Source organism: Niallia yueguangensis (genome assembly GCF_052663115.1).
Genome location: NZ_JBQTCX010000008.1, coordinates 1 through 23,388, shown reverse-complemented (window position 1 = coordinate 23,388; position 23,388 = coordinate 1). Strand labels below are relative to the sequence as shown.

General features: G+C 36.6%; 16 protein-coding genes. 11 read left to right on the top strand and 5 right to left on the bottom strand.

Going from position 1 to position 23,388, the window contains the following annotated elements; genetic code table 11:
• Nucleotides 1-25 precede the first annotated feature (25 nt).
• Nucleotides 26-394 carry a MerR family transcriptional regulator gene (locus ACTYA4_RS09215; RefSeq protein WP_443482378.1) on the bottom strand — a complete coding sequence of 123 codons (369 nt, stop codon included), beginning with the start codon at nucleotides 392-394 and terminating at the stop codon, nucleotides 26-28.
• A 262-nt stretch (nucleotides 395-656) separates the two neighbouring features.
• Here ACTYA4_RS09215 and zupT point away from each other — a divergent pair, with 262 nt between their 5' ends.
• Nucleotides 657-1,469, top strand: coding sequence for a zinc transporter ZupT (gene zupT, locus ACTYA4_RS09210; RefSeq protein ID WP_443482377.1), 813 nt, complete (start codon nucleotides 657-659; stop codon nucleotides 1,467-1,469).
• A gap of 510 nt (nucleotides 1,470-1,979) precedes the next feature.
• Here the strand turns inward: zupT and ACTYA4_RS09205 are convergent.
• Complete coding sequence (locus ACTYA4_RS09205) at nucleotides 1,980-2,237, bottom strand: hypothetical protein (RefSeq protein WP_443482376.1); 258 nt, start codon at nucleotides 2,235-2,237, stop codon at nucleotides 1,980-1,982.
• A 202-nt stretch (nucleotides 2,238-2,439) separates the two neighbouring features.
• Between ACTYA4_RS09205 and ACTYA4_RS09200 the strand changes: the two genes are divergently transcribed.
• From ACTYA4_RS09200 to rpiA, 4 genes are all read left to right on the top strand, one after another.
• The gene (locus ACTYA4_RS09200) at nucleotides 2,440-2,646 is read left to right on the top strand and encodes a DUF1657 domain-containing protein (RefSeq protein WP_443482375.1); all 207 of its coding nucleotides are present in this window, start codon (nucleotides 2,440-2,442) and stop codon (nucleotides 2,644-2,646) included.
• 62 nt (nucleotides 2,647-2,708) lie between these two features.
• The gene (locus ACTYA4_RS09195) at nucleotides 2,709-2,915 is read left to right on the top strand and encodes a DUF1657 domain-containing protein (protein ID WP_443482374.1); all 207 of its coding nucleotides are present in this window, start codon (nucleotides 2,709-2,711) and stop codon (nucleotides 2,913-2,915) included.
• Between the two features lie 19 nt (nucleotides 2,916-2,934).
• Nucleotides 2,935-3,792, top strand: a complete 858-nt coding sequence (locus ACTYA4_RS09190) for a DUF421 domain-containing protein (RefSeq protein WP_443482373.1) — start codon at nucleotides 2,935-2,937, stop codon at nucleotides 3,790-3,792.
• 243 nt (nucleotides 3,793-4,035) lie between these two features.
• Nucleotides 4,036-4,734 (top strand): ribose-5-phosphate isomerase RpiA, encoded by a 699-nt coding sequence (gene rpiA, locus ACTYA4_RS09185; RefSeq protein WP_443482372.1) that lies wholly within the window; start codon nucleotides 4,036-4,038, stop codon nucleotides 4,732-4,734.
• A 380-nt stretch (nucleotides 4,735-5,114) separates the two neighbouring features.
• On the opposite strand, the gene ACTYA4_RS09180 is transcribed toward rpiA, so the two are convergent.
• Nucleotides 5,115-6,410 carry a nucleobase:cation symporter-2 family protein gene (locus ACTYA4_RS09180; protein ID WP_445505621.1) on the bottom strand — a complete coding sequence of 432 codons (1,296 nt, stop codon included), beginning with the start codon at nucleotides 6,408-6,410 and terminating at the stop codon, nucleotides 5,115-5,117.
• Between the two features lie 176 nt (nucleotides 6,411-6,586).
• Complete coding sequence (locus ACTYA4_RS09175; RefSeq protein ID WP_445505596.1) at nucleotides 6,587-8,209, bottom strand: PucR family transcriptional regulator; 1,623 nt, start codon at nucleotides 8,207-8,209, stop codon at nucleotides 6,587-6,589.
• A gap of 265 nt (nucleotides 8,210-8,474) precedes the next feature.
• On the opposite strand from ACTYA4_RS09175, the gene allC reads away from it, so the two are divergent.
• From allC to adhE, 4 genes are all read left to right on the top strand, one after another.
• Nucleotides 8,475-9,710, top strand: coding sequence for an allantoate deiminase (gene allC / locus ACTYA4_RS09170; RefSeq protein ID WP_443482370.1), 1,236 nt, complete (start codon nucleotides 8,475-8,477; stop codon nucleotides 9,708-9,710).
• Between the two features lie 18 nt (nucleotides 9,711-9,728).
• The gene (gene pucG, locus ACTYA4_RS09165) at nucleotides 9,729-10,958 is read left to right on the top strand and encodes a (S)-ureidoglycine--glyoxylate transaminase (protein WP_443482369.1); all 1,230 of its coding nucleotides are present in this window, start codon (nucleotides 9,729-9,731) and stop codon (nucleotides 10,956-10,958) included.
• 64 nt (nucleotides 10,959-11,022) lie between these two features.
• Nucleotides 11,023-12,633, top strand: a complete 1,611-nt coding sequence (gene ggt / locus ACTYA4_RS09160; protein WP_443482368.1) for a gamma-glutamyltransferase — start codon at nucleotides 11,023-11,025, stop codon at nucleotides 12,631-12,633.
• A gap of 704 nt (nucleotides 12,634-13,337) precedes the next feature.
• Nucleotides 13,338-15,941: a bifunctional acetaldehyde-CoA/alcohol dehydrogenase gene (adhE, locus tag ACTYA4_RS09155; RefSeq protein WP_443482367.1), complete on the top strand. Its 2,604-nt coding sequence runs from the start codon at nucleotides 13,338-13,340 to the stop codon at nucleotides 15,939-15,941.
• A gap of 285 nt (nucleotides 15,942-16,226) precedes the next feature.
• Here the strand turns inward: adhE and ACTYA4_RS09150 are convergent, their stop codons facing one another.
• Nucleotides 16,227-17,252: an HD-GYP domain-containing protein gene (locus tag ACTYA4_RS09150; RefSeq protein WP_443482366.1), complete on the bottom strand. Its 1,026-nt coding sequence runs from the start codon at nucleotides 17,250-17,252 to the stop codon at nucleotides 16,227-16,229.
• A 1,178-nt stretch (nucleotides 17,253-18,430) separates the two neighbouring features.
• On the opposite strand from ACTYA4_RS09150, the gene uvrB reads away from it, so the two are divergent.
• Both uvrB and uvrA read left to right on the top strand, forming a co-directional pair.
• On the top strand, nucleotides 18,431-20,410 hold the full coding sequence (gene uvrB, locus ACTYA4_RS09145) for an excinuclease ABC subunit UvrB (protein WP_443482365.1): 1,980 nt from the start codon (nucleotides 18,431-18,433) through the stop codon (nucleotides 20,408-20,410).
• A gap of 4 nt (nucleotides 20,411-20,414) precedes the next feature.
• Complete coding sequence (gene uvrA, locus ACTYA4_RS09140; protein ID WP_443482364.1) at nucleotides 20,415-23,291, top strand: excinuclease ABC subunit UvrA; 2,877 nt, start codon at nucleotides 20,415-20,417, stop codon at nucleotides 23,289-23,291.
• Nucleotides 23,292-23,388: the final 97 nt, after the last annotated feature.

Below are 23,388 nucleotides of genomic sequence, written 5' to 3'. Positions count from 1 at the left end.
AAAAGTTTGCTGGTATAAAGTGAGTTTAGTCCCCCTCCAACACCCTATTTCGATACCAATTAATTTTATCATCAATTTTTTCTTGATGTGTTATGAGCTGCTTTATTTGTGAGGCTAGGTTGTCTTTTTGTTTTTGCAGCATAATGATACGATGATCAATAGTGTCGTCTCCTTGCTGTTCGAGACGTACAAATTCTTTTAAATCAGACACGCTCATACCTGTTGCCCGAAGGCAGCAGATAAATTGAAGATACTGAATATCTTTTGTTTCATACAAGCGAATGCCGCTCTCATTGCGGCTAACATCGGGAATAATGCCTTCTTTTTCATAGTAACGCAGTGTGTGTATAGATAATCCTATTTGATCTGCAACTTGACCAATTGTAAAGCCCATGATTATACCCCCAGAGTTTCTGCATTATACTAGCGTATGAATCTTCTTTCCTATAATATTTATCATACTATCACTTATTTTTAAAGTGAAAGGCTCCTCTCCCAAAAGGTGAGCCTTTCATATTTTTATTAAATTCTTGTACATTTGGTTGGTTAAAACTAATGTGATTTCGTCGCCACTGCACTTTCGTATTCAAATGGAATTGAAAAAAACTAGCATACAGTTAAAATATAATTAAAAGTACATATTAAGGGGACGAAAGATGCCAGAAAATTTATTATTTGCTTTTGGGTTAACCTTATTTGCTGGTCTTGCAACAGGCATTGGCAGCATGCTTTCCTTTTTTACCTCTACAACTAATACTAAATTTTTATCATGGACGCTTGGATTTTCTGCAGGGGTGATGATTTATGTTTCCATGATTGAAATTTTTGTTAAAGCCAAGGTGGCATTGGTTGATTCTTTAGGAAATCAGTTAGGGAACTGGTTAACGGTTGGTGGATTTTTTGCCGGTATGTTGCTTATTGCATTGATTGATAAATTTGTACCAGAGCAAACCAATCCGCATGAACCCAAAAAAATAGAGGATATTAATACGTTAAGTGTAGTTGAAAAACAAGATCATTCCCTTCTGAAAATGGGGATGTTTACAGCATTAGCAATAGCGATACATAATTTTCCCGAAGGAATTGCGACATTTACAGCTGCACTCGAAGATCCAGGGCTCGGAATAGCAATAGCAGTTGCCATTGCTATTCACAATATTCCTGAAGGCATTGCAGTAGCAGTACCCATTTTTTTTGCAACAGGTGATCGGAAAAAAGCATTCAAATTATCCTTTTTATCCGGGCTTGCAGAACCAATTGGCGCGATTGTTGCTTTTCTCATATTAATGCCATTTTTAAATGATGTGATGTTTGGGTTAATATTTGCAGCAGTTGCTGGAATCATGGTGTTTATTTCATTAGATGAATTATTGCCTGCCGCAAAAAAATACGATGAAGGTCATTTATCTATTTATGGCTTAATTGCCGGCATGGCTGTGATGGCGGTTAGTTTATTATTATTTATATAGTGTAAAAAGATGAATGAAAAAGGAAAAAGCCTTTTAATCATTCATCTTTTTTTCGGATTTTCCACTAATAAGCAGTTTCACTTCTTCAAATGTTAGTCGTTATAAAATGCTTTTGTTCTCTATGAATACTCCCGCCACTTAATTTTCTAACAAAAATTTGAAGTGGGGGTTTCTAACGTATCGAACATGTCTGAACGCTTAACGTTAGTGGAGTTGACACATTGGTGTGCTAAAAACACCCAACCCCTCTATCCCATTGGTCTTATTTTGATGCCTTTGGGACTTCTTTTCAGTTTATTGGTTTTCACACGAATGTGTGCCTCGGCTGACGTTTGGCTTGAACATTTTACGTGGCAAAGCAACGATTCCTGCCACAACCTGCTATGTTCAGTTTTCAAGGAACGATTCTAGGAATATTGTACCATGTCGGATACTTAATCTGCCAACAATCTGTCTTACGGTATCTTTTGTTGGCAGACCGTGTCCGAAGGCGATTCACCTTCCACCTACTCATTGGACTACGTCCTGCACATTCCTTGAGGTGGGAGTCCTCTCGCCTAAAATGATAGAACTTTCTTTATCCATTTTTTCTAATTCTAGTTTCATTCTTTCTGTTTCTAGCAAGAAATTCGTATGCTTTATTTTTTCCAGTTCTATTTCATCTTTTAACATACTATGTTTTAATTTCGTTTGTTTTCGTAAATGTGCAGTTGTAATAGCAATAATAGGGATAGAAAAGATCATAATTACAGCAACCAACCCTGTCATCGTAATTCCTCCTAGAGTCATGAATAAAATAGTTTTTTTAAATTTAGCCTACATCTTGTCTCACATGTATTATATACCATTTTTCTAAGGAACTGGTTTATTTTTGTCAAATTAGAAGAAGTTCCTAAAAAAAAATTGAATAAGTAAAACGTAAAAAGAGATGATAAAAAGGTAACAAAAATCAGTACAGGAGGAGAAATAAATGACAGTAATTAGTGATGTAAAACAAACAGTTGCAGGGTTAAAAAGTGCACAAGCTAGCTTTGAAACATTTGCTTTAGCTACAGATAATGAATCTGCAAAACAGCTTTATCAAGATGCAGCAAAACAAACACAACAAATCATTGATACTTTAAATCCACGAGTACAAGAGATTGAACAAGAAGAACCTCAATACTCACAACAATAATGCTTATTTCGGTATGGTTGGCTTTGATTGCCAATCATACCCATCCGAAAAGGAGATAACTTATGACGGTAGCATCCAATGTTAAACAAACATTAGCAAGTTTAAAAGGGATTGAATCTCAATTATCGACTTTTGCTTTGCATTCAAGGGAAGAAGAAGCACAAATTCATTTTCATGAAGCAATGGTGTTAGTTGGTGAAATAAAAAATGAAATTCAATTAAGGGTATATGAGATAGAAAGAGAAGAAAACGAATATAGTTCATCTTAATAAAAGGAGTGGATGAGAGATGATAAACGGTTTAGAAGTAGCCATGCGTGCATTTTTATTTGTCATCATTCTTTTTATAACCGCCAAGCTTTTAGGAAAAAAGCATATATCACAATTGTCCTTATTTGAATACATAGCAAGTATAACACTTGGAGATATTGTCGGAGAAGTTGTTTTAAGTGAAACAAAAATTTCCCATGGTATATTAGCAATATTTGTGTTTGGAATTGTTTCTTATTTAGCAGATTTTATATCTTTAAAAAGCAAAACATTAAGAAATGTAATTGATGGAACAGGGACAGTACTTATCGAAGATGGAAAATTGCTTGAAGACAATTTAAAAAAAGAAAATTATACAATCGATGATTTTTCCAGCCTGTTAAGACAAAAAAATGTATTCAGTTTATCACAAGTAGAATATGCAGTGCTAGAGCCAAAAGGCATGTTAAGCGTTCAATTGAAAAAAGAAAACCGTCCGTTGACACCAAAAGATTTAAACATGACAATGCCAAAAGAGAAAGTCCCGCAAACCATTATTATGGATGGAAAAGTATTGTTTGATTCATTAAAAAAAGCAGGCAAAACAATGGATTGGCTGCAAATAGAATTAAGTAAATTGGGAGTAACACTCGAAAATGTATTTTTAGGAGAAGTGAATTCCTATGGAGAACTAACCGTTGATATATTTGATGATAAAATCCAATTGGCAAAACCGCAAGAACGTCCGCTCTTACTCGCAACCATAAAAAAAATACAGGCAGATTTAGAAATGTACGCATTACAGACAGAGAATAAAGAAGCAAAAGAAATGTATAAAAAAAATGCAAATAAAATGTTGGAAGTGCAAAAGCGTGTTACAGTATATTTAGAAAATTAGAATAGATAAAGATTAATTATAAACATAGGCTTTGTTAAACGATCATGTTGTTTATAGGAAGGGAATCTGCGAGACTCATGCGGAAAAACGGGCTGACAAGACCCCGCAGTGAGGTACGAGCGAGGAGGCTTGCCAGGCTCGTCAGCGGAAAGGGAGTGGATTCCCTGACCTTTTGAAAATTAACAACTAAATTTAACAGAGCCTAAACATAAAAAATATAGTTTTTTTGCGGGGGTGGGGTTTTTGAACGAAAAAGCGGCGGTTGGCGAAAAAGCTGCAAGTGAATATGTAAAAGATGGCATGACGGTTGGATTAGGAACTGGTACGACTGTATACTATACAATTGTAAAATTAGCAGAACTGGTAAAAAATGGTTTTCGTATTAATGGGGTAGCAACATCTGTTCAAACGGAAAATTTGGCGAACAAATTGGGGATTCCACTTTTAAAAATAGACGAGGTTGAAAAATTGGACGTAGCAATTGATGGTGCTGATGAAATTGACAGCCAATTTAATGCTATTAAAGGTGGAGGAGGGGCACTGTTAAGAGAAAAAGTGATTGCTAATGCGGCGGAAAAATTTATCGTTATTGCAGATTCAAGTAAGCTTGTTTCTACACTCGGAAGCTTTCCTTTACCAGTAGAAGTAGTTCCGTTTGGAGCAACATTAACGGAGAAGCAACTCCGACATTTAGGATGTACAACATCATTCCGTCAAAAAGAGAAAGGTCAGTACGTAACAGATAATGGAAATTATTTGATTGATTGTTGTTTTTCCAGTATTCAGAACCCAAAAGAATTGGAGTTAGCAATAAATAATATTCCAGGCGTCGTGGAAAATGGTTTGTTTGTTAATCGAATTCATCATGTTGTTACATTAGATCATCATAAAAATATTGTCATTAAGACCAAAATGAAAGATTTTACAGATAAAAAAAACTAGCAATTTATGTAACAGCTAGTTTTTTTGTCTTCTAAAGCGTGGATTTACTGAGGTTCGACGTGTGCGCCTCCCCCTTGTGAAAAATAACCTTTTGCCTCTAAAAGTAAGGCTGTTTTCGTATAGATTGTTGCTTTTAAACTCGCAGCCTGAATACACTTCGTCCGTTTAGCGAGCGGCGAGCCTCCTCGTCGCATACGCTCTGTGGGGTCTCGTCTTTCTCGCATTCCCACAGGAGTCTACGTGTATTCAGGCTGCTATGAAACACTTTTCCAAATATGTAAAATCAACAAACTTTGAGAAAACAGCCAAAAGTAAAAAGTACTTTTGGCGTCAAATGAACATTTTTCTTCGGGGCTGAACAAGGCGCTTCCGCTTTGATTTTAGTTTGTTTTTACAAATGATTCTGTTGATTGGGAAGCGCTTTTTTTACTTGATTTTACATTAAATAATAAATTTAATAAGATGGCAACTAAGCTTCCAGTAATAATTCCATCACTTACGATAATGCGAATACTTGGTGGAAGTTGTGCAAATAAATCTGGAACAGCAGTAGCTCCTAATCCGATAGAAATGGAACAAGCCATGACAAGCAAGTTAGCGTGATTATTAAAGTCAACAGTGCTTAACATCTTAATTCCTGAAGCAACAACCATACCGAACATAACAACCGTTGCTCCCCCTAATACAGGTGTTGGAATAATGGTTGCAAAAGCAGCTACTTTTGGAATAAGTCCTAAAAATACTAAAATACCTCCAGCAGCAACGACAACATTTGGCGTTTTAACTTTAGAAAGCTGAACGAGCCCAACGTTTTGTGCAAATGTATTGTATGGGAATGCGTTGAAAATTCCTCCAAGTGTAATCGCTAATCCTTCTGCACGATATCCTCTTGTTAAATCTTTTTCGTTAAGAGGGGTATCACATATTTTGCTAAGGGCAAAGAATACACCTGTTGATTCAATGATAATTACAATTCCAACTATTAACATTGTAATAATAGGCCCAACCTCGAATGTTGGAGTCCCAAAATAAAATGCTTTTGGAAGATGAAACCAGCTTGCTTCTGCAACAGCGGCAAAATTCACTTTTCCGAAAATAGCAGCGACAACTGTACCAAAGATAATTCCAATCAGAACGGATAGGGATTGGAAATAACCTTTTGCAAAACGGTTAAGAAGTAAAATAAATAGCAATACTCCAAAGGAAAGTGCAAGGTTTTCCAGCGCTCCGAAGTTTGGGTTTGCAACACCGCCAGCCATATTCCTTATCCCTGTTGGAATAAGTGACAACCCGATCATCGTAACCACAGTCCCGATTACGACTGGAGGAAAAAGCTTGGTGATTTTACTAAAGAATGGTGCAAATAAGACAATAAAGATACCGGTGAAAATGATTGCCCCATATATGGTAGTTACCCCATATTTAGCTCCTATGGACATCATCGGTGTAACTGCAACGAACGAACTGCCGAGAACGACTGGAAGTCCAATTCCTAAATATTTATTTTTCCGTGCTTGCAGCAGTGTTGCGATTCCACATGTTAATAAATCGATGGCAACTAAATAAGCTAGCTGCTCTGCTGTTAAGTTTAATGCTCTACCTACTAATAATGGAACTAAGATTGCTCCTGCATACATGGCTAGGACATGCTGTAGGCCTAAAGAAAAAATTTTCATACCCCCGTGTTGATTGTTCACTAGAAATCTCCCCTTTTTAGTGATGTTAACTTATCTAACATAATAAGTTAGGTTTAATAACATCATAAAATCCAGGGTATTAATCTGTCATTAGTTATACTAAACAAAATTTTTAGAAAATATAGTATATTTTGCTAATTTTGTTAAGGTATATGCTATTTTGTTTGCAGAATAGTCTTTATCCGAAATGCTAACCTTAAGTGAAACGTAATATCTGCATCTTTTAAACTTCTGCCTAATAACTCTTCACATTTTTCTAATCGATAGATGACAGTATTACGATGAACAAACAGCCTTTTGGCTGTTTCGGAAATTTGGCAGTGGGTTTCTAAATAAACGGATAAAGTAGTAAGCAGTATTTGTTCCTCATCTTCTTCTTGATTAACATTAAATCCTTGAAAGGTATGATCATAAAACTCCTGCAAGTCTTTTATTGGAATGATTCGAAGCATTTCGGATACATCTTTCGGGCGGTGCACTTGAATAAATTGCACATTGCCAGACAACTGGCCAGTATGAATGGCGCTTACTGCTTCTTTATACATATTTGGAACATTAAACAGATTGTGCCCGATGTTGCTGATGCCAAATGAAATGGTTTTTTTAAAGATGTTTTTAATGTATGCCTGCAATTTCTTTAAATACGGAATAATGAAAGCATCGATATCGAAACTTTGTTCAGGTGCTTCCATCATAAGAATGCACATATCACCCTTTAGAAATAAATGAACAGGAAAAGGTGCTTTTGTAATTTCCATTTCTAAAAATTCATAAATATAATCTGTTTCTAGCTGATATTGGGTGAAGCTTTTTCGTTTTTCATCTTGATCTATTTTTCCGATGATTGTAATGGTAGGCTGCTCGCTTTTTAACTGAAATTCCTTTGCTCTATTTTCAATCTCTTCTTTTGAAGTGAAAGTACCTTCCACAAAATTAATAAAAAATTCATTGCGGGCACGTCTTGCGTATTGTTTTAATGTGTTTTCTCTCATTAATTCAAAGGATAATACATTGATTGCTTGTTCGATAATTAATAGAATGCTTTTATCATCTATTGGAATATTGCCAAGAACGACTAAATAGGCTGGTTTTCCTATATGGGTTGTAACAGGAAATACACAAACGGTTTCCTCCGTATGTCTTATAGTAAAACAAGTGTGCGTTGTATTTTCCAATAACATTTGGAAGCCTTCCGAGTATAATTGCGTAAGAAAACGTTCGATCGGGTATTTCGATGAAGAAGATGCATGGATTTGAATATGCTGATCAAATAAAATAACTTTTTGGCCAATTATATTCGATAATTCTTCTATCAGTTTTTTTATGCCTTTTCCTTTTAGAATATCCTGTGTAAATTTCCGATGTATTTCAAAGGCATTTGTTAAATCCGTTGTCCGTTGATCTAAAATGTAATTTAATGTTGCGTTTACAAATTCGCCTAGCGAAGTTTCTAATGGAATCTCAATGATTGGAAACCCAAACTCATTGGCAAACTGAATCGCTTCTTCTGGAATGCCAGATAAAAATCGTTTTGTTTTAATCCCTAAAGCAGCACATTTCTGTTTATGCATATTTTTTATTAGTTCAACAATACTGTTAGGGTCATCTTTTAAGTGATAGGCAGTAGTAATAAGAAAATCATTGGGATGAAGAAAATGAACGATATCTGGTGCATCCATCATCGTAATGTTTTTTATCTCATTATCTAGTCCAGATTCTCCTGCGATTACTTTTACATTGTGGAAAAATGGCTTATTAAGGATGCTGTTTATTTTCATTTTATCCTCCGTTCGTGTTAAGAAAAGTTACATAATTAAATATGTTATTTTTATTATAACGGTAGTCTTGGTTAATTTGCACAAAAAAATTCGCTAATTCTAACGTTTTTTCTAATGAAATGTTTATTTATTCTTATTAAAATAGGAAGTAAATGTTATAAAATATAACAGAAAAGATCGAATCAAAAACAGGACGAAATTGTTATGTATTATATATAATTAAAGGTGGTTTCAGCACATACCTTCATCGAGAGGAAGATTTAGAATGAAAACAACAATTAATATGGAAACAGCTGAGGTGGAACAGTGGGTCGAATGGTTAGCTGGGTTTGGCAAAACAGCTAATGATGGGGTCACAAGACTATTATATGATGATACTTGGCAAAAAACTCAATTAGCATTAAAAACGAAAATGGATGAATCTGGGTTGCAATCTTATTTTGACAGCGTTGGTAATTTGTTTGGCAGATTAACTGGAACGGAAGAAAAAGAAAGAGTAATCCTTACTGGTTCCCATATTGATACAGTCGTGGATGGCGGCAAGTACGACGGAGCCTATGGAGTGGTTGCAAGTTTACTTGCGGTACAATATTTATATAAACATTATGGACTGCCGAAAAAAACAATTGAAGTTGTTTCTTTATGTGAAGAAGAGGGCAGTCGATTCCCATTAGCATTTTGGGGATCAGGTTCTATTACAGGCAAATTCAACATGAACGATAGTAAAGAGCTGAGTGATGCTAATGGAATTCCATTTCATCAAGCAATGGAACAAGCGGGTTTTTCTCCTTCAGGCGGGCAAGCTGTACGCGATGATATAGCTAGTTTTATAGAAGTTCATATCGAACAAGGTGCAGTTCTGGAGAAGGAAAAGCAGTCGGTCGGCATTGCTACACATATAGTAGGACAAAAAAGGTTTAATATAAAGATTTCCGGCGAAAGCAACCACGCTGGTACGACGCCGATGTCCTACCGAAAAGACAGTATGCATATTGCTGCAGAGTTAATAGCATACACATTAAAGAAAGCTTCGGAAATAGATGAAAGTTTAGTAGCTACTGTCGGCAAGCTAACGGTTTCTCCTAATGTTCCTAATGTCATTCCAAATGAAGTGATATTTACACTAGATGTACGTCATCATGAAGAGGCTGTTTTAGATCAGTATTGTCGTCTAATATTTTCTTATTTTCATGCTTTTTGCGAGGAAAAAGAGACTGGTTTAGATATAGAGCAATGGGTAAATGTAAAGCCGGTGAAAATGGATCCCGATTTAATCAATATTTCTGATAATCTTTTAAAAGATATGGATATCCCATATCGTAAAATGATTAGTGGAGCAGGACATGACTCCCAAATGTTTGGAACATATTGTCCAACAGCCCTTTTCTTTGTACCAAGTAAAAATGGCATTAGTCATTCTCCATTAGAATATACAAAACCAGAAGATTTAAAGAATGGAGTAATTGTTTTAATCGAAATGTTATATAAAATGGCATATTAATAGAGAGGATGAACAAATATGAGCTATAAAGAACTTAATACCCCGTTAAGAACGATTATGACACCAGGACCAGTAGAAGTAGATCCAAGAGTATTAAGAGCAATGAGTACACCAATAGTTGGCCAGTTTGATCCTGCATTCACTTCCATTATGAATACGGTAATGACGATGATTCAAGAATTATTCCAAACGAAAAATAAATGGGCATTTCCGGTTGATGGTACATCAAGATCTGGGTTGGAAGCTGTTTTAGGCAGTATCATCGAGCCAGGTGATAAAGTACTTATCCCTATATACGGAAGATTCGGTCATTTATTAACAGAAATTGCTGAAAGATACGGTGCAGATATCCATTTACTTGAATGTGAATGGGGAGAAGTTTTTGATCCTGAAGTAGTTATTAAGGAAATCAAAAAAGTAAATCCGAAAATCGTAGCAATTGTTCATGGTGAAACATCAACAGGTCGTATGCAGCCATTAGAAGAAATCGGAAAAGCATGTAGAGAACAAGATATTCTATTTGTTGTCGATGCTGTTGCAACAATTGGCGGTGCTGATGTTCAAACAGATAATTGGTATATTGATGCAGCGATTGGCGGAAATCAGAAATGTATTTCTGTTCCATCTGGAAATTCACCACTTACGTACAATGACCGCATTGAAAAAATTCTTCTACAACGTAAAAAGGTAGAAAGAGGTATTGCAACGGAGCAAGAACTAGAAAAGTCGTACCACCATCCGATTCGAACTAATTACTTGGATTTAAGTCAATTGCAGGATTATTGGAGCCCAAGAAGACTAAATCATCATACAGAAACAACGTCTATGTTATATGCATTGCATGAAGGTTTAAGAATTCTTTTGGAAGAAGGATTAGAGCAAAGATTTGCCCGTCACAAATTCCATGAAAAAGCACTTGTTGCGGGTTTAGAAGCAATGGGATTAGAATTATTTGGCGACAGTCGCCATAAGCTGCCAACTGTTACTTGTATTAACGTTCCTGATGGAATTGATGCAGATTCAGTTCGTAATATGATGCTTCAAGAGTTTGGAGTAGAAATAGCAAGCAGCTTCGGACCACTTCACGGTAAAATTTGGAGAATTGGTACAATGGGATACAGCTGCCGCAAAGAAAATGTTCTATTTGCATTAGCAAGTCTAGAAGCATGCTTAATTAGACATGGTGTGAAAGTGAACAAAGGCGAAGGAATTCAAGCATCATTAGATATTTACACAAAAGGTAAGTAATAGTACGAAGAAAACTATGCAGCCTTTACTTTACAATTTAGCCATAAAGAGAGGGGTTTATAGCATGAATGATTATTTTTTAACCTATCCGTATTCTTCGAAGCGCGTATGCTCTATTGCAAAAAAGGGGATGGTTGCGACTTCGCAGCCGTTAGCTGCACAGGCGGGGATGGAAATATTAAGAATGGGTGGAAATGCAGTGGATGCAGCTATTGCATCAGCAGCTTGTTTAACCGTTGTGGAGCCATCTTCTAATGGAATTGGCGGAGACGCTTTTGCAATCGTTTGGATGAATAATTCTCTTTATGGTTTAAATGCAAGTGGACCTGCTCCAATGAAAACAACAGTAGAAGCAGTGAAAGAAGCTGGTTTTTCTTCTGTACCTGAAAGAGGATTTCTTCCAGTAACTGTTCCAGGAGCACCATCTGCGTGGGCTGCCCTTTCGAAACGATTTGGAAAATTAAGCCTAAGTGAAGTTCTTAAGCCGGCAATAACTTATGCAAGAGAAGGTTTCCCACTGTCTCCAACTGCAGGAAGAAACTGGATGAACGGTGTGAATAAGTTAAAAAAAGAATTAAAAGGTGAAGCACATGAAGCTTTCTTTGAAACGTTTGCACCAAATGGAAGAATTCCACAAATAGGGGAAGTTTGGAAATCGGAGAATTTTGCCACTACTTTAGAAAGTATTGCTGAAAGCAATGGAGAATCATTCTATCGTGGAGAACTTGCCGAGAAAATAGACCAATTTTCAAGAGAATATGGCGGTAAGATTAGAAAAGAAGATTTAGCTAATTTTTATCCAGAATGGGTAACGCCTGTTTCTACAAACTATAAAGGCTATGATATTTGGGAAATCCCGCCTAACGGTCAAGGTACAGTTGTCCTTATGGCATTAAATATTCTAAAAGGCTATACGTTTCATGAAAAAGAGCAAATCGATACGTATCATACTCAATTAGAAGCAATGAAATTGGCTTTTACAGACGGAAAAGAATTTATTACCGAAAAGGAAGATATGAAAGTAAGACTGGAAGAGCTGCTATCAGATGAGTATGCAGATGAACGCAGAAAGCAGATTAAAGATACAGCAAGTCTTCCGCAAGCTGGAAAACCGCAGCATAGCGGTACTGTTTATGTCGCAGCTGCTGATGATGAAGGGAATATGGTTTCCTTTATTCAAAGCAACTACAGAGATTTTGGTTCTGGTTTGGTTGTTCCTGGAACGGGCATTCTACTGCAGAATAGAGGCCATAATTTCTCTTTGGATCCTAATCATGTGAACTGTTTAAAACCTGGTAAAAGAACGTATCATACGATTATTCCAGGCTTTATTACAAAAGGAGATACACCGATTGGTCCTTTTGGGGTAATCGGAGCATTTATGCAGCCGCAAGGACAAGTGCAAGTACTTATGAACATGATTGAGTTCGGATTAAATCCACAAGCGGCTATTGATGCCCCTCGTTGGCAATGGTTTGGCGACAAAAAAATTATGCTGGAAACAAATGTTCCTCGTCATATTATTGAAGGGTTAGGAAGAAAAGGACATGAAATTACGATGTCCATCGATTCGAATGAATGTGGAAGAGCGCAAATCATTTGGCGAGATCCAGAAACAGGTGTGTATTACGGCGGAACAGAATCCCGTACAGATGGCAGTGTAGCTATTTGGTAATAGAGAAGTAGATACTATACAATAATTGGACTATTCGTTAATTATATAAATAAAAGGCTGTTTTCGTATAGATTGTTACTTTTAAACTTCGCAGCCTGAATACACTTCGTCCGTTTAGCGAGCGTCGAGCCTCCTCGTCGCATACGCTCCTGTGGGGTCTCGTCTTTCTCACATTCCCACAGGAGTCTACGTGTATTCAGGCTGCTGAGTATTGCTTCTCCCAATTTTTTACGTAAAAAACAACAAACTTTGAGAAAACAGCCAAATAAAAAAAACGGGACATGTTGATAAAATCAGCATGTCCCGTTTCCTGTTAATATGGCGAAACATGAACATGTACTCTCGATTTATTGTTTAAAAGAAGATAGAAATATGTAATTGTGAACAAAATGTGAACAAGTTTGTGAAATACTGAGCAAATTTTCATTAAAACTATTGATGCTTATTTCAATCCAGTATATGATAAGGGTGTAAAGAGAAATAAAGATGAATTTGGTATAAAAGCAATATATTACCATATTTATTTATTGCAGCAGTGTTAAGCCATCATACATTTTTTATTCTATAATTCTATAGAAAAGGATGTGGTCATCCCTGAAAAATAGCTACTAATCAAGTAGTTTTTCTTTAGGATATACTTGTGAATTGTTTCACAAAGTTATTTTTTGGAATTCATTCTGTAATGAAAAATGGAGGGATTTAAGATGTCAGTTGTTGAAAAAGATGTAAAAGCAAAAAAAGACGTGAACGCCATTATTGATGAAATAGCAGCAAAAGGAAAAAAAGCATTAGAAGAATTTTATCAATTAGATCAAGAACAAGTTGATAATATTGTAAAAGAAATGGCATTAGCTGGTTTAGATAAACATATGCATTTAGCGAAGCTTGCTGTAGAAGAAACAGGAAGAGGCGTGTATGAAGATAAAATCATTAAAAATATTTTCTCAACAGAATATATTTATCACAATATAAAATATGATCGTACCGTTGGCGTTATTAATGATGATGAAGTAAATGGTGTAGTAGAAATAGCTGATCCAATTGGTGTGATTGCTGGTGTTACCCCAGTTACAAACCCAACATCAACGACGATGTTTAAAGCGATTATTGCCATTAAAACACGCAACCCAATTGTGTTTGCCTTTCATCCATCTGCACAAAAATGCAGCAGTGAAGCTGCTCGAATCTTAAGGGATGCTGCTGTAAAAGCAGGCGCACCTGAAAACTGCATCCAATGGATTGAGAAACCGTCTATTGATACAACACAAGCGTTAATGAACCACCCTGGAATTTCGTTAATACTTGCTACTGGAGGTCCGGGAATGGTGAAATCTGCATACAGCTGTGGCAAGCCTGCTCTTGGAGTAGGAGCTGGGAACGTTCCATGCTATATTGAAAAAACAGCAAAAGTAAAAAGAGCAGTAAATGATTTAATCCTTTCTAAAACATTTGATAACGGTATGATCTGTGCTTCTGAGCAAGCAGTAATTATTGATAAAGAGATCTACGATGAAGTGAAAAATCAGCTTCAGCGCAATAATTGCTATTTCTTAAATGAAGAAGAGAAAAAGAAAGTAGAAACGCTAGTAATCAATGAAAATACTTGTGCAGTCAACCCTAATATTGTTGGTAAATCTGCACACTATATTGCGAATCTAGCAGGAGTAAAAGTGCCGGAAGATACAAAAATATTAATTGCTGAATTAGAAGCCGTTGGTCCTGCTTACCCGCTTTCAAGAGAAAAACTAAGTCCAGTTCTAGCTTGCTATAAAGTGAATTCAACGGAAGAAGGAATCAAACGAGCAGAAGAAATGCTAGAGTTTGGTGGATTAGGACACTCTGCAGTCATTCATTCTGAGGATGAAGAAGTAACAAAAGCATTTGCATTACGTATGAAAGCATGCCGCATTATCAACAATGCTCCATCTTCTCAAGGGGCAATCGGCGATATTTATAACGCTTATATGCCGTCTTTAACACTTGGCTGTGGATCTTATGGCAGAAACTCTGTATCTACTAACGTAACGGATGTTCATTTATTAAATGTCAAAAAATTAGCGAAGAGAAATAATAATATGCAATGGTTTAAAGTTCCGCCTAAAATTTATTTCGAAAAAAATTCTGTGCAATATTTACAAAAAATGACCGATATTTCTCGAGTGTTTATTGTAACTGATCCATATATGGTGAAGTTCGGATACGTGGATAAATTGCTTTATCATTTAAGAAAAAGAGAAAACTTAGTACAAGTAGAAGTATTCTCTGATGTAGAGCCAGATCCATCATTAGATACGGTTGCAAGAGGAACAGAAATGATGGCGAAGTTTCAGCCAGATTGCATTATCGCACTTGGCGGTGGATCACCGATGGATGCTGCAAAAGGAATGTGGTTATTTTACGAACATCCAGACGAAGATTTCTTTGGCTTAAAACAAAAATTCATGGATATAAGAAAAAGAATTTATAAATATCCAAGTTTAGGAGGGAAAGCACAGTTTGTTGCCATTCCAACTACTTCTGGAACAGGGTCTGAAGTTACATCTTTTGCTGTAATTACAGATAAAGAGCAAAACGTAAAATATCCTTTAGCAGACTATGAATTAACGCCTGATGTAGCGATAATTGATCCGCAGTTTGTTATGACCGTACCACCGGCAGTTACAGCAGATACTGGAATGGACGTATTAACACACGCTGTCGAAGCATATGTGTCAATTATGGCAAATGATTATACCGATGCGCTTGCAGTAAAAGCAGTTCAATTAATATTTGAATATTTGCCAAAAGCGTATCGAAACGGAGCAGATGAAGAAGCGCGCGAAAAAGTTCATAATGCATCTACGATTGCAGGAATGGCATTTGCCAATGCATTTTTAGGAATCAACCATAGCTTGGCACATAAATTAGGAGCTGAATTCCATATTGCGCATGGACGTTCTAATGCAATCTTAATGCCGCATGTTATTCGTTATAATGCAGAAAAACCAAAGAAATTCACTGCATTCCCTAAATATGAACACTTTAAAGCAGATGAACGTTATGCAGAATTAGCAAGAATATTAGGTTTGCCTGCAAATACAGTGGAACAAGGAGTAGAAAGCTTTATACGTGCGGTTGTTCGTCTTGCTAAAGAATTAAATATTCCAATGAGCATTGAAGCAAACGGCGTTAATGCAAAAGATTTTGAAGCAAAAGTAGAATATTTAGCAGACCGTGCGTTTGAGGATCAATGTACAACTGCAAACCCTAAGTTACCACTTGTTTCAGAGTTGGCTGATATTTATCGTAAAGCATTTAAAGGCGTTTAATCTGATTGTTTCTAAATTTCATGCAAAAAAAACGAGGAGTAGCCCCCCCTCGTTTTTTTGCATGGCTTTGTTAATTTTTATTGTTGATGTTAAAAGAAGGTCCGCAGCAGGAATACACTTCGCTTTCCACGGGCGAATGCCAAGCCTCCTCGTCGCTTCGCTCCTGCGGGGTCTCGCCTATTTCGCTTTTCCCGTAGGAGTCTTCGTGTATTCCTGCTGCTCGGTGCTTCAAATATAGACAAAAATAACAATATCTTTTAACTGAGCCTTTTGCATAAAAGAATACTACGCGAAACTAGTAATTTTTAATGGAGCAGCCCTTCGTAAATCAATATACTTATTTTTTAAACGAATGAGTGGTAAATGCGGTTCGTTGGCATGGATAAAAATAATCTCTGCTGTTTCATTATTGTTTAATTTCACCTTTTTAAAAAGCTGCTTTCTCATAATAAATTGTGTAAATGGAATAACTATGGCAGGGTTTAATGTGTTGCCATATGCTTCACTTATTAATTCGTTAATCGCCTCAAAATAAGATTTCTTCTCCTTATATGTATTAGAAGTACACATACTATTAAAGATATCTGCAACAGAGACAATTTGAATCATAAAAGGGATATCTTTTTCTAAACGGTTGCATGGATAGCCTTTTCCATTAATTTTTTCATGATGTAATAGAGCGGCTCTTGAGATAAGGATATCTAATTTTGTTAATGGGAAAAGGATGCTTTTTCCTAGTACCGTATGCTTTTGCATTTCTTTATATTCTTTTTGAGTTAATTTTCCCTTTTTTTTCACAATAGCCGGATCAATAGATAACATCCCGATATCATGGAATAACCCCATTTGTCCAAGGAGCTCACAATTTTTTTTCGAATAACCTAATATTTTTCCAATCATAGCGGAGATGATGCCTGCATTTATACTATGCTGGTAAATATAATCCGATTGAGAAGCATTCTTATGAATAATTTCTAAAGCAGAAAAGTCTTGTAAACATAGCTCCATTAGTATGGTAAAATGCGAAAGAAGCTGGTCTAGCCCTTCCTCTTTTTTTTGGAGGATATGTTGAAATACTTTTTTTACTTCATGTAATAGAGTAGGATACATTTTTTCAATAGAAATAGAATTGGAAGAAAAAGGTGAAATAATGATAGAAGGATCTACATGATGTTTTTCGAGTAATTTTATATGTGTTTGATTTAAAATAGTCCCTTTTTTTAATAATAAAAGACCTTGTATGGAATTTGAAAAGATATCTCTGCTTAGTGGATTCCCGATTATATCGGCTGTTGTATTTTCCATATCCATTTAATGTTCCCCTTTAAAAAATGTTTTTTTCCTGAAAATAATCTTTTTGTAAATATTACCTTAGAAAAATGAACAAGAAAACCTACTAACTTACTAGAAAACGTCATACATATTTACTAATTTAAACCACTGTATTGTTAAATAACTACTATTCTAAATAGAAGCCCCTAAATAAATCTCCTTTCTTTCAAATTTGCTTGTTAGCAAAATAATACCGAAATCGAAATTAGTACTTCCAAACTTAAACAGTAGTAAAAATTTGTTTACATTATCAAGAAATAATCCATTTAGAATGACTGATCGAACAGTGCTGTTAAAGGACAGTGTGGTTTGATCAGTCATTCTTTTTTGAAAGGCTACCCTGAAAAGTGTGGTGTTCTTGTGAGTAGTCCGCAGCCGGCATACACTTCGCTTTCCATGGGGCCGGGCGTCGAGCCTCCTCGTCGCTAGCGCTCCTGCGGGGTCTCGGCTGTCCCGCTAATCCCATAGGAGTCTTCGTGTATGCCGGCTGCTCTGCGCTAAAAAATAGGGAGACTGCTTCTTTTCATGCGCCATGGTGCGAATTTTGTTGCATGGGTGGCTACCTTGAAAATATGCTCTGTTTAAAGGGGTTTTCCGAAGCTTATCGCTTTCCTTGGGGCGAGTGATAAGCTTCTCTAAACCAACCACTTAGTAAAAAACGAATATTCGTTCGTTTTTCTGGTTTGAAATCCTTTGTTTGTGGTAGAATGGAAATATATTGATAGAAGGCTTAAGGAGAATTCTTTAAGCAAAACGATAGGTTAACTCCGCAGAAGTTAAATGCTTTAAGCAGTATAAAAAGAAGCGTGTTTGTAAGTACATAGAAGGATTCATTTTTTTGTTTGGCTGTTTTCTAAAAGTTGTTGTTTTTGAATAAATAATAAACGTGGCAGAAGCACTGAGCAGCCTGAATACACGTAGACTCCTGCGGGAAAAGCGAGAAAGACGAGACCCCACAGGAGCATAGCGACGAGGAGGCTCGGCACTCGTCCGCGGAAAGCGAAGTGTATTCAGGCTACGGGGTAAATAACAACAATCTATACGAAAAGAGCGTTCTGTTTTTTAGAAAGTGGATAACGGAACCACCAAAGATAGTTGTCAACAGTCTGTATGGTTCTTATTTTTATTTAAAGGGATAAAATGGGAGGATGTTTAACGTGAGTCAGCAATTTGATTTAGTTTCCAATTATTCTCCACAAGGAGATCAGCCGAGGGCAATCAAGGAGTTAGTCTCAGCCATTCAATCGGGCAAAAAACTTCAAACTTTGCTTGGTGCTACTGGTACCGGGAAAACTTTCACGATAAGCAATGTAATAAAAGAAGTAAAAAAACCAACTTTAATCATTGCCCACAATAAAACATTGGCAGGTCAGCTATACAGTGAGTTTAAAGAGTTTTTTCCAAATAATGCGGTTGAATATTTCGTCAGCTATTATGATTATTATCAACCAGAAGCATATGTTCCTCAGACGGATACTTTTATTGAAAAGGATGCAAGTATTAACGATGAGATCGATAAACTTCGACATTCTGCAACATCGTCGCTATTTGAAAGAGAAGATGTCATTATTGTTGCTAGTGTTTCTTGCATTTACGGCTTAGGTTCTCCTGAAGAATATAAAGAAATGGTTGTTTCTTTACGAACAGGCATGGAGCTGGAAAGAAACCAGCTACTAAGAAAACTAGTGGATATTCAATATGACCGCAATGATATCGATTTTAAACGCGGTACATTCCGAGTTAGAGGGGATGTTGTTGAAATTTTTCCGGCTTCTCGTGATGAACATTGTGTAAGAATAGAGTTTTTCGGCGATGAAATCGATCGAATTCGTGAAGTAGATGCACTAACGGGTGAAATAATAGGCGACCGCAATCATATTGCTGTTTTTCCAGCTTCCCACTTCGTTACAAGAGAAGAAAAAATGAAGCTGGCAATTGAAAACATTGAAAAAGAATTAGAAGAACAGCTCGCTAAATTAAGAGAGGATAATAAATTATTAGAAGCACAGCGCTTAGAGCAGCGTTCTCGTTATGATTTAGAAATGATGCGGGAAATGGGTTTTTGCTCTGGGATTGAAAACTATTCCAGACATTTAACTTTGCGGCCCCCAGGATCTACTCCATATACGTTATTGGATTATTTCCCTGAAGATTTTTTGATTGTAATCGATGAGTCACATGTTACGCTTCCACAAATTAGAGGAATGTATAATGGCGACCAGGCAAGGAAAAATGTATTGGTGGATCATGGTTTCCGTTTACCGTCTGCTTTAGATAATAGACCATTAACATTTACCGAATTTGAAAAGCATATCCACCAAATGATTTGTGTTTCTGCGACGCCAGGCCCTTATGAGTTAGAACATACACCTGAAATGGTACAGCAGATTATCCGGCCAACAGGTTTGCTGGATCCAACCATTGATATTCGTCCAATTGAAGGTCAAATAGATGATTTAATTGGAGAAATCCAGGAAAGAATTAAACAAAATGAAAGAGTATTAGTGACGACATTAACGAAAAAAATGTCAGAGGACTTGACGGACTATTTAAAAGAAATAGGGATAAAAGTGCAATACTTGCATTCGGAAGTGAAAACATTAGAACGAATTGAAATAATTAGAGAACTGAGAGTTGGAAAATATGATGTACTCGTTGGAATAAATTTGTTAAGAGAAGGATTGGATATTCCAGAAGTTTCTCTTGTGACGATATTAGACGCCGATAAAGAAGGATTCCTACGTTCGGAACGTTCTTTAATTCAAACGATCGGACGTGCAGCGAGAAATGCAAATGGCCAAGTGATTATGTATGCCGACAAAATAACCAACTCTATGGAGTTGGCAATTAGTGAAACGAAACGCCGCCGTGAAATTCAAGAGGCATACAATAAAAAACATGGAGTTATTCCACAAACGATTCAAAAAGGCATTCGCGAATCAATCCGCGCAACACAAGTAGCGGAAGTTCCAGACGAATATGAAACTAGTGTGAAACTGGAAAAGTTGACCAAAAAAGAACGAGATGTCATGATTGCGCAAATGGAATCAGAAATGAAAGAAGCGGCAAAAGCGCTGAATTTCGAACGGGCAGCAGAGTTGCGTGATTTACTCTTAGAATTAAAAGCAGAGGGGTGAAAGAATGGCAAAAGATAAATTAATTGTTAAAGGTGCAAGAGCACATAATTTAAAGAATATTGATATAACCATTCCAAGAGACAAACTAGTAGTCATTACAGGGCTGTCTGGATCAGGTAAATCTTCTCTTGCATTTGATACCATTTATGCAGAAGGACAAAGAAGATACGTAGAATCATTATCAGCATATGCACGTCAATTTCTGGGACAAATGGATAAGCCGGATGTAGATTCGATTGAAGGCCTTTCTCCTGCCATATCGATTGATCAGAAAACGACAAGTCGGAATCCTAGGTCAACAGTTGGAACGGTAACGGAAATATACGACTATTTACGGTTGTTGTATGCAAGAGTTGGTAGACCGACATGTCCAGAACACGGCATCGAAATCAGCTCTCAAACAATTGAACAAATGGTGGACCGTATATTGGAATATCCAGAAAAAACGCGAATGCAAGTGTTGGCTCCCGTTATTTCTGGAAGAAAAGGCACCCATGTAAAAGTATTAGAGGAAATAAAAAAGCAAGGCTATGTAAGGGTTCGTATTGATGGAGAAATGTATGAAATAGGGGATGACATTACCCTTGAGAAAAATAAAAAGCATAATATTGAGGTTGTAATTGACCGTCTTGTAGTAAAAGATGGGATTGCAGCAAGACTTGCTGATTCTTTAGAAGCCGCTTTGCAGTTTGGAGAAGGCAAAGTGATCATTGACGTAATAGGGCAAGAAGAATTGCTGTTTAGTGAGCACCATGCTTGTCCAATTTGTGGTTTTTCAATCGGAGAATTAGAACCTAGATTATTCTCTTTTAACAGTCCATTTGGTGCTTGTCCAGACTGTGATGGGCTTGGAACAAAACTCGAAGTGGACCTAGATTTAGTCATTCCTAATCAGCAGCTGACATTAAATGAAAATGCGATTGCACCATGGGAGTCGGTTAGTTCTCAATATTATCCCCAATTATTAGCAAGTGTTTGTAATCATTATGGAATTGATAGGGATATTTCAGTAAAAGATATTCCAAAACATCTGTTAGATAAGGTTTTATATGGATCCGGAAAAGAAAAAATTCATTTTCGATATGAAAATGAATTTGGACAAATTAGAGAAAATGACATCCAATTTGAAGGGGTCATAAGAAATATAGAAAGACGCTACAAAGAGACAAGTTCAGATTATGTAAGAGAACAAATGGAAAAATACATGGCCCAGCAGCATTGTCCAGCATGTAAAGGGTATCGTCTCAAAAAAGAAGCGTTGGCAGTTCATGTAAATGGAATACATATTGGGGAAGTAACACAAAAGTCCATTGTCGAAGCGAATGATTTTATTAGCAGTTTAACGTTAACGGATAAAGAAAAACAAATCGCTAATCTTATCTTAAGGGAGATAACAGAGCGTTTAGGGTTTTTAATCAATGTTGGATTAGATTATTTAACGTTAAGCAGGTCAGCAGGAACTCTTTCGGGCGGTGAAGCGCAAAGAATTCGATTGGCAACACAAATTGGCTCTCGTTTAACAGGAGTATTATATATTTTAGATGAACCATCTATTGGGCTTCATCAAAGAGATAATGACAAGCTGATCGAAACATTAAAGCATATGAGGGACATTGGAAATACGCTTATCGTTGTAGAACATGATGAAGATACGATGATGGAAGCTGATTATTTGATTGATGTTGGACCAGGAGCAGGAGTGCATGGCGGACAAATTATCTCCACCGGCACACCGAAGCAAGTGATGAAAGATAAAAAATCTATTACAGGACAATATTTATCCGGTAAAAAGTTTATTCCATTACCGTTAGAAAGAAAACAGCATGATGGCAGATATATTGAAATAATCGGAGCAAATGAAAATAACTTAAAAGATGTAGATGTCAAAATACCTTTAGGTGTATTTACGGCAGTAACAGGAGTATCTGGGTCAGGGAAAAGTACGTTAATTAATGAAATTCTCCATAAAAGCTTAGCGCAAAAGCTAAATCGTGCCAAAGCAAAACCTGGAGAGCATAAAGAAATAAAAGGCATCGAGCATTTGGAAAAAGTCATTGATATTGATCAGTCGCCAATCGGCCGTACACCCAGGTCCAACCCTGCAACTTATACAGGTGTATTTGATGATATTCGCGATGTGTTTGCTGCGACAAATGAAGCAAAGGTCCGCGGATACAAAAAAGGAAGATTCAGCTTTAATGTAAAAGGCGGAAGATGTGAAGCATGCAGAGGCGATGGTATTATTAAAATTGAAATGCATTTTCTTCCAGATGTGTATGTACCGTGTGAAGTATGTCATAGCAAACGATATAATCGGGAAACATTAGAAGTAAAATACAAAGGGAAAAATATTTCCGATGTGTTGGAAATGACAGTCGAAGATGCTGTTTCCTTTTTTGAAAACATCCCAAAAATTCATCGGAAGCTGCAAACAATTGTGGATGTAGGATTAGGGTATGTGAAACTAGGACAACCTGCGACTACTTTATCCGGTGGGGAAGCGCAGCGGGTAAAACTTGCTTCTGAACTGCATCGCCGTTCAACAGGTAAATCATTTTATATTTTAGATGAACCAACAACTGGGTTGCATGTAGACGATATTTCCAGGCTGTTAGTTGTGCTGCAGCGATTAGTGGAAAATGGAGATACCGTGTTGGTAATCGAACATAATTTAGATGTTATTAAAGCAACAGACTATATTATTGATTTAGGTCCAGAAGGCGGAGACAAAGGAGGCACCATTTTAGGTGCAGGAACACCAGAAGAAATTGCAAATCTAGATGGATCGTATACAGGAAAATATTTAAAGCCGATTTTAGAAAGAGACCGCCTTCGTATGCAAGAACAGGTAGAAAGTATGGAAAGAGTTACTTCTCACTAAAAAAGAGTTTGGCGTTAATATTTAACAAAAATGCTCTGTTAAACGATCAACAATAGAATTTAACAGAGCCGACAAAAAAGAAATGCATGTGCATTTC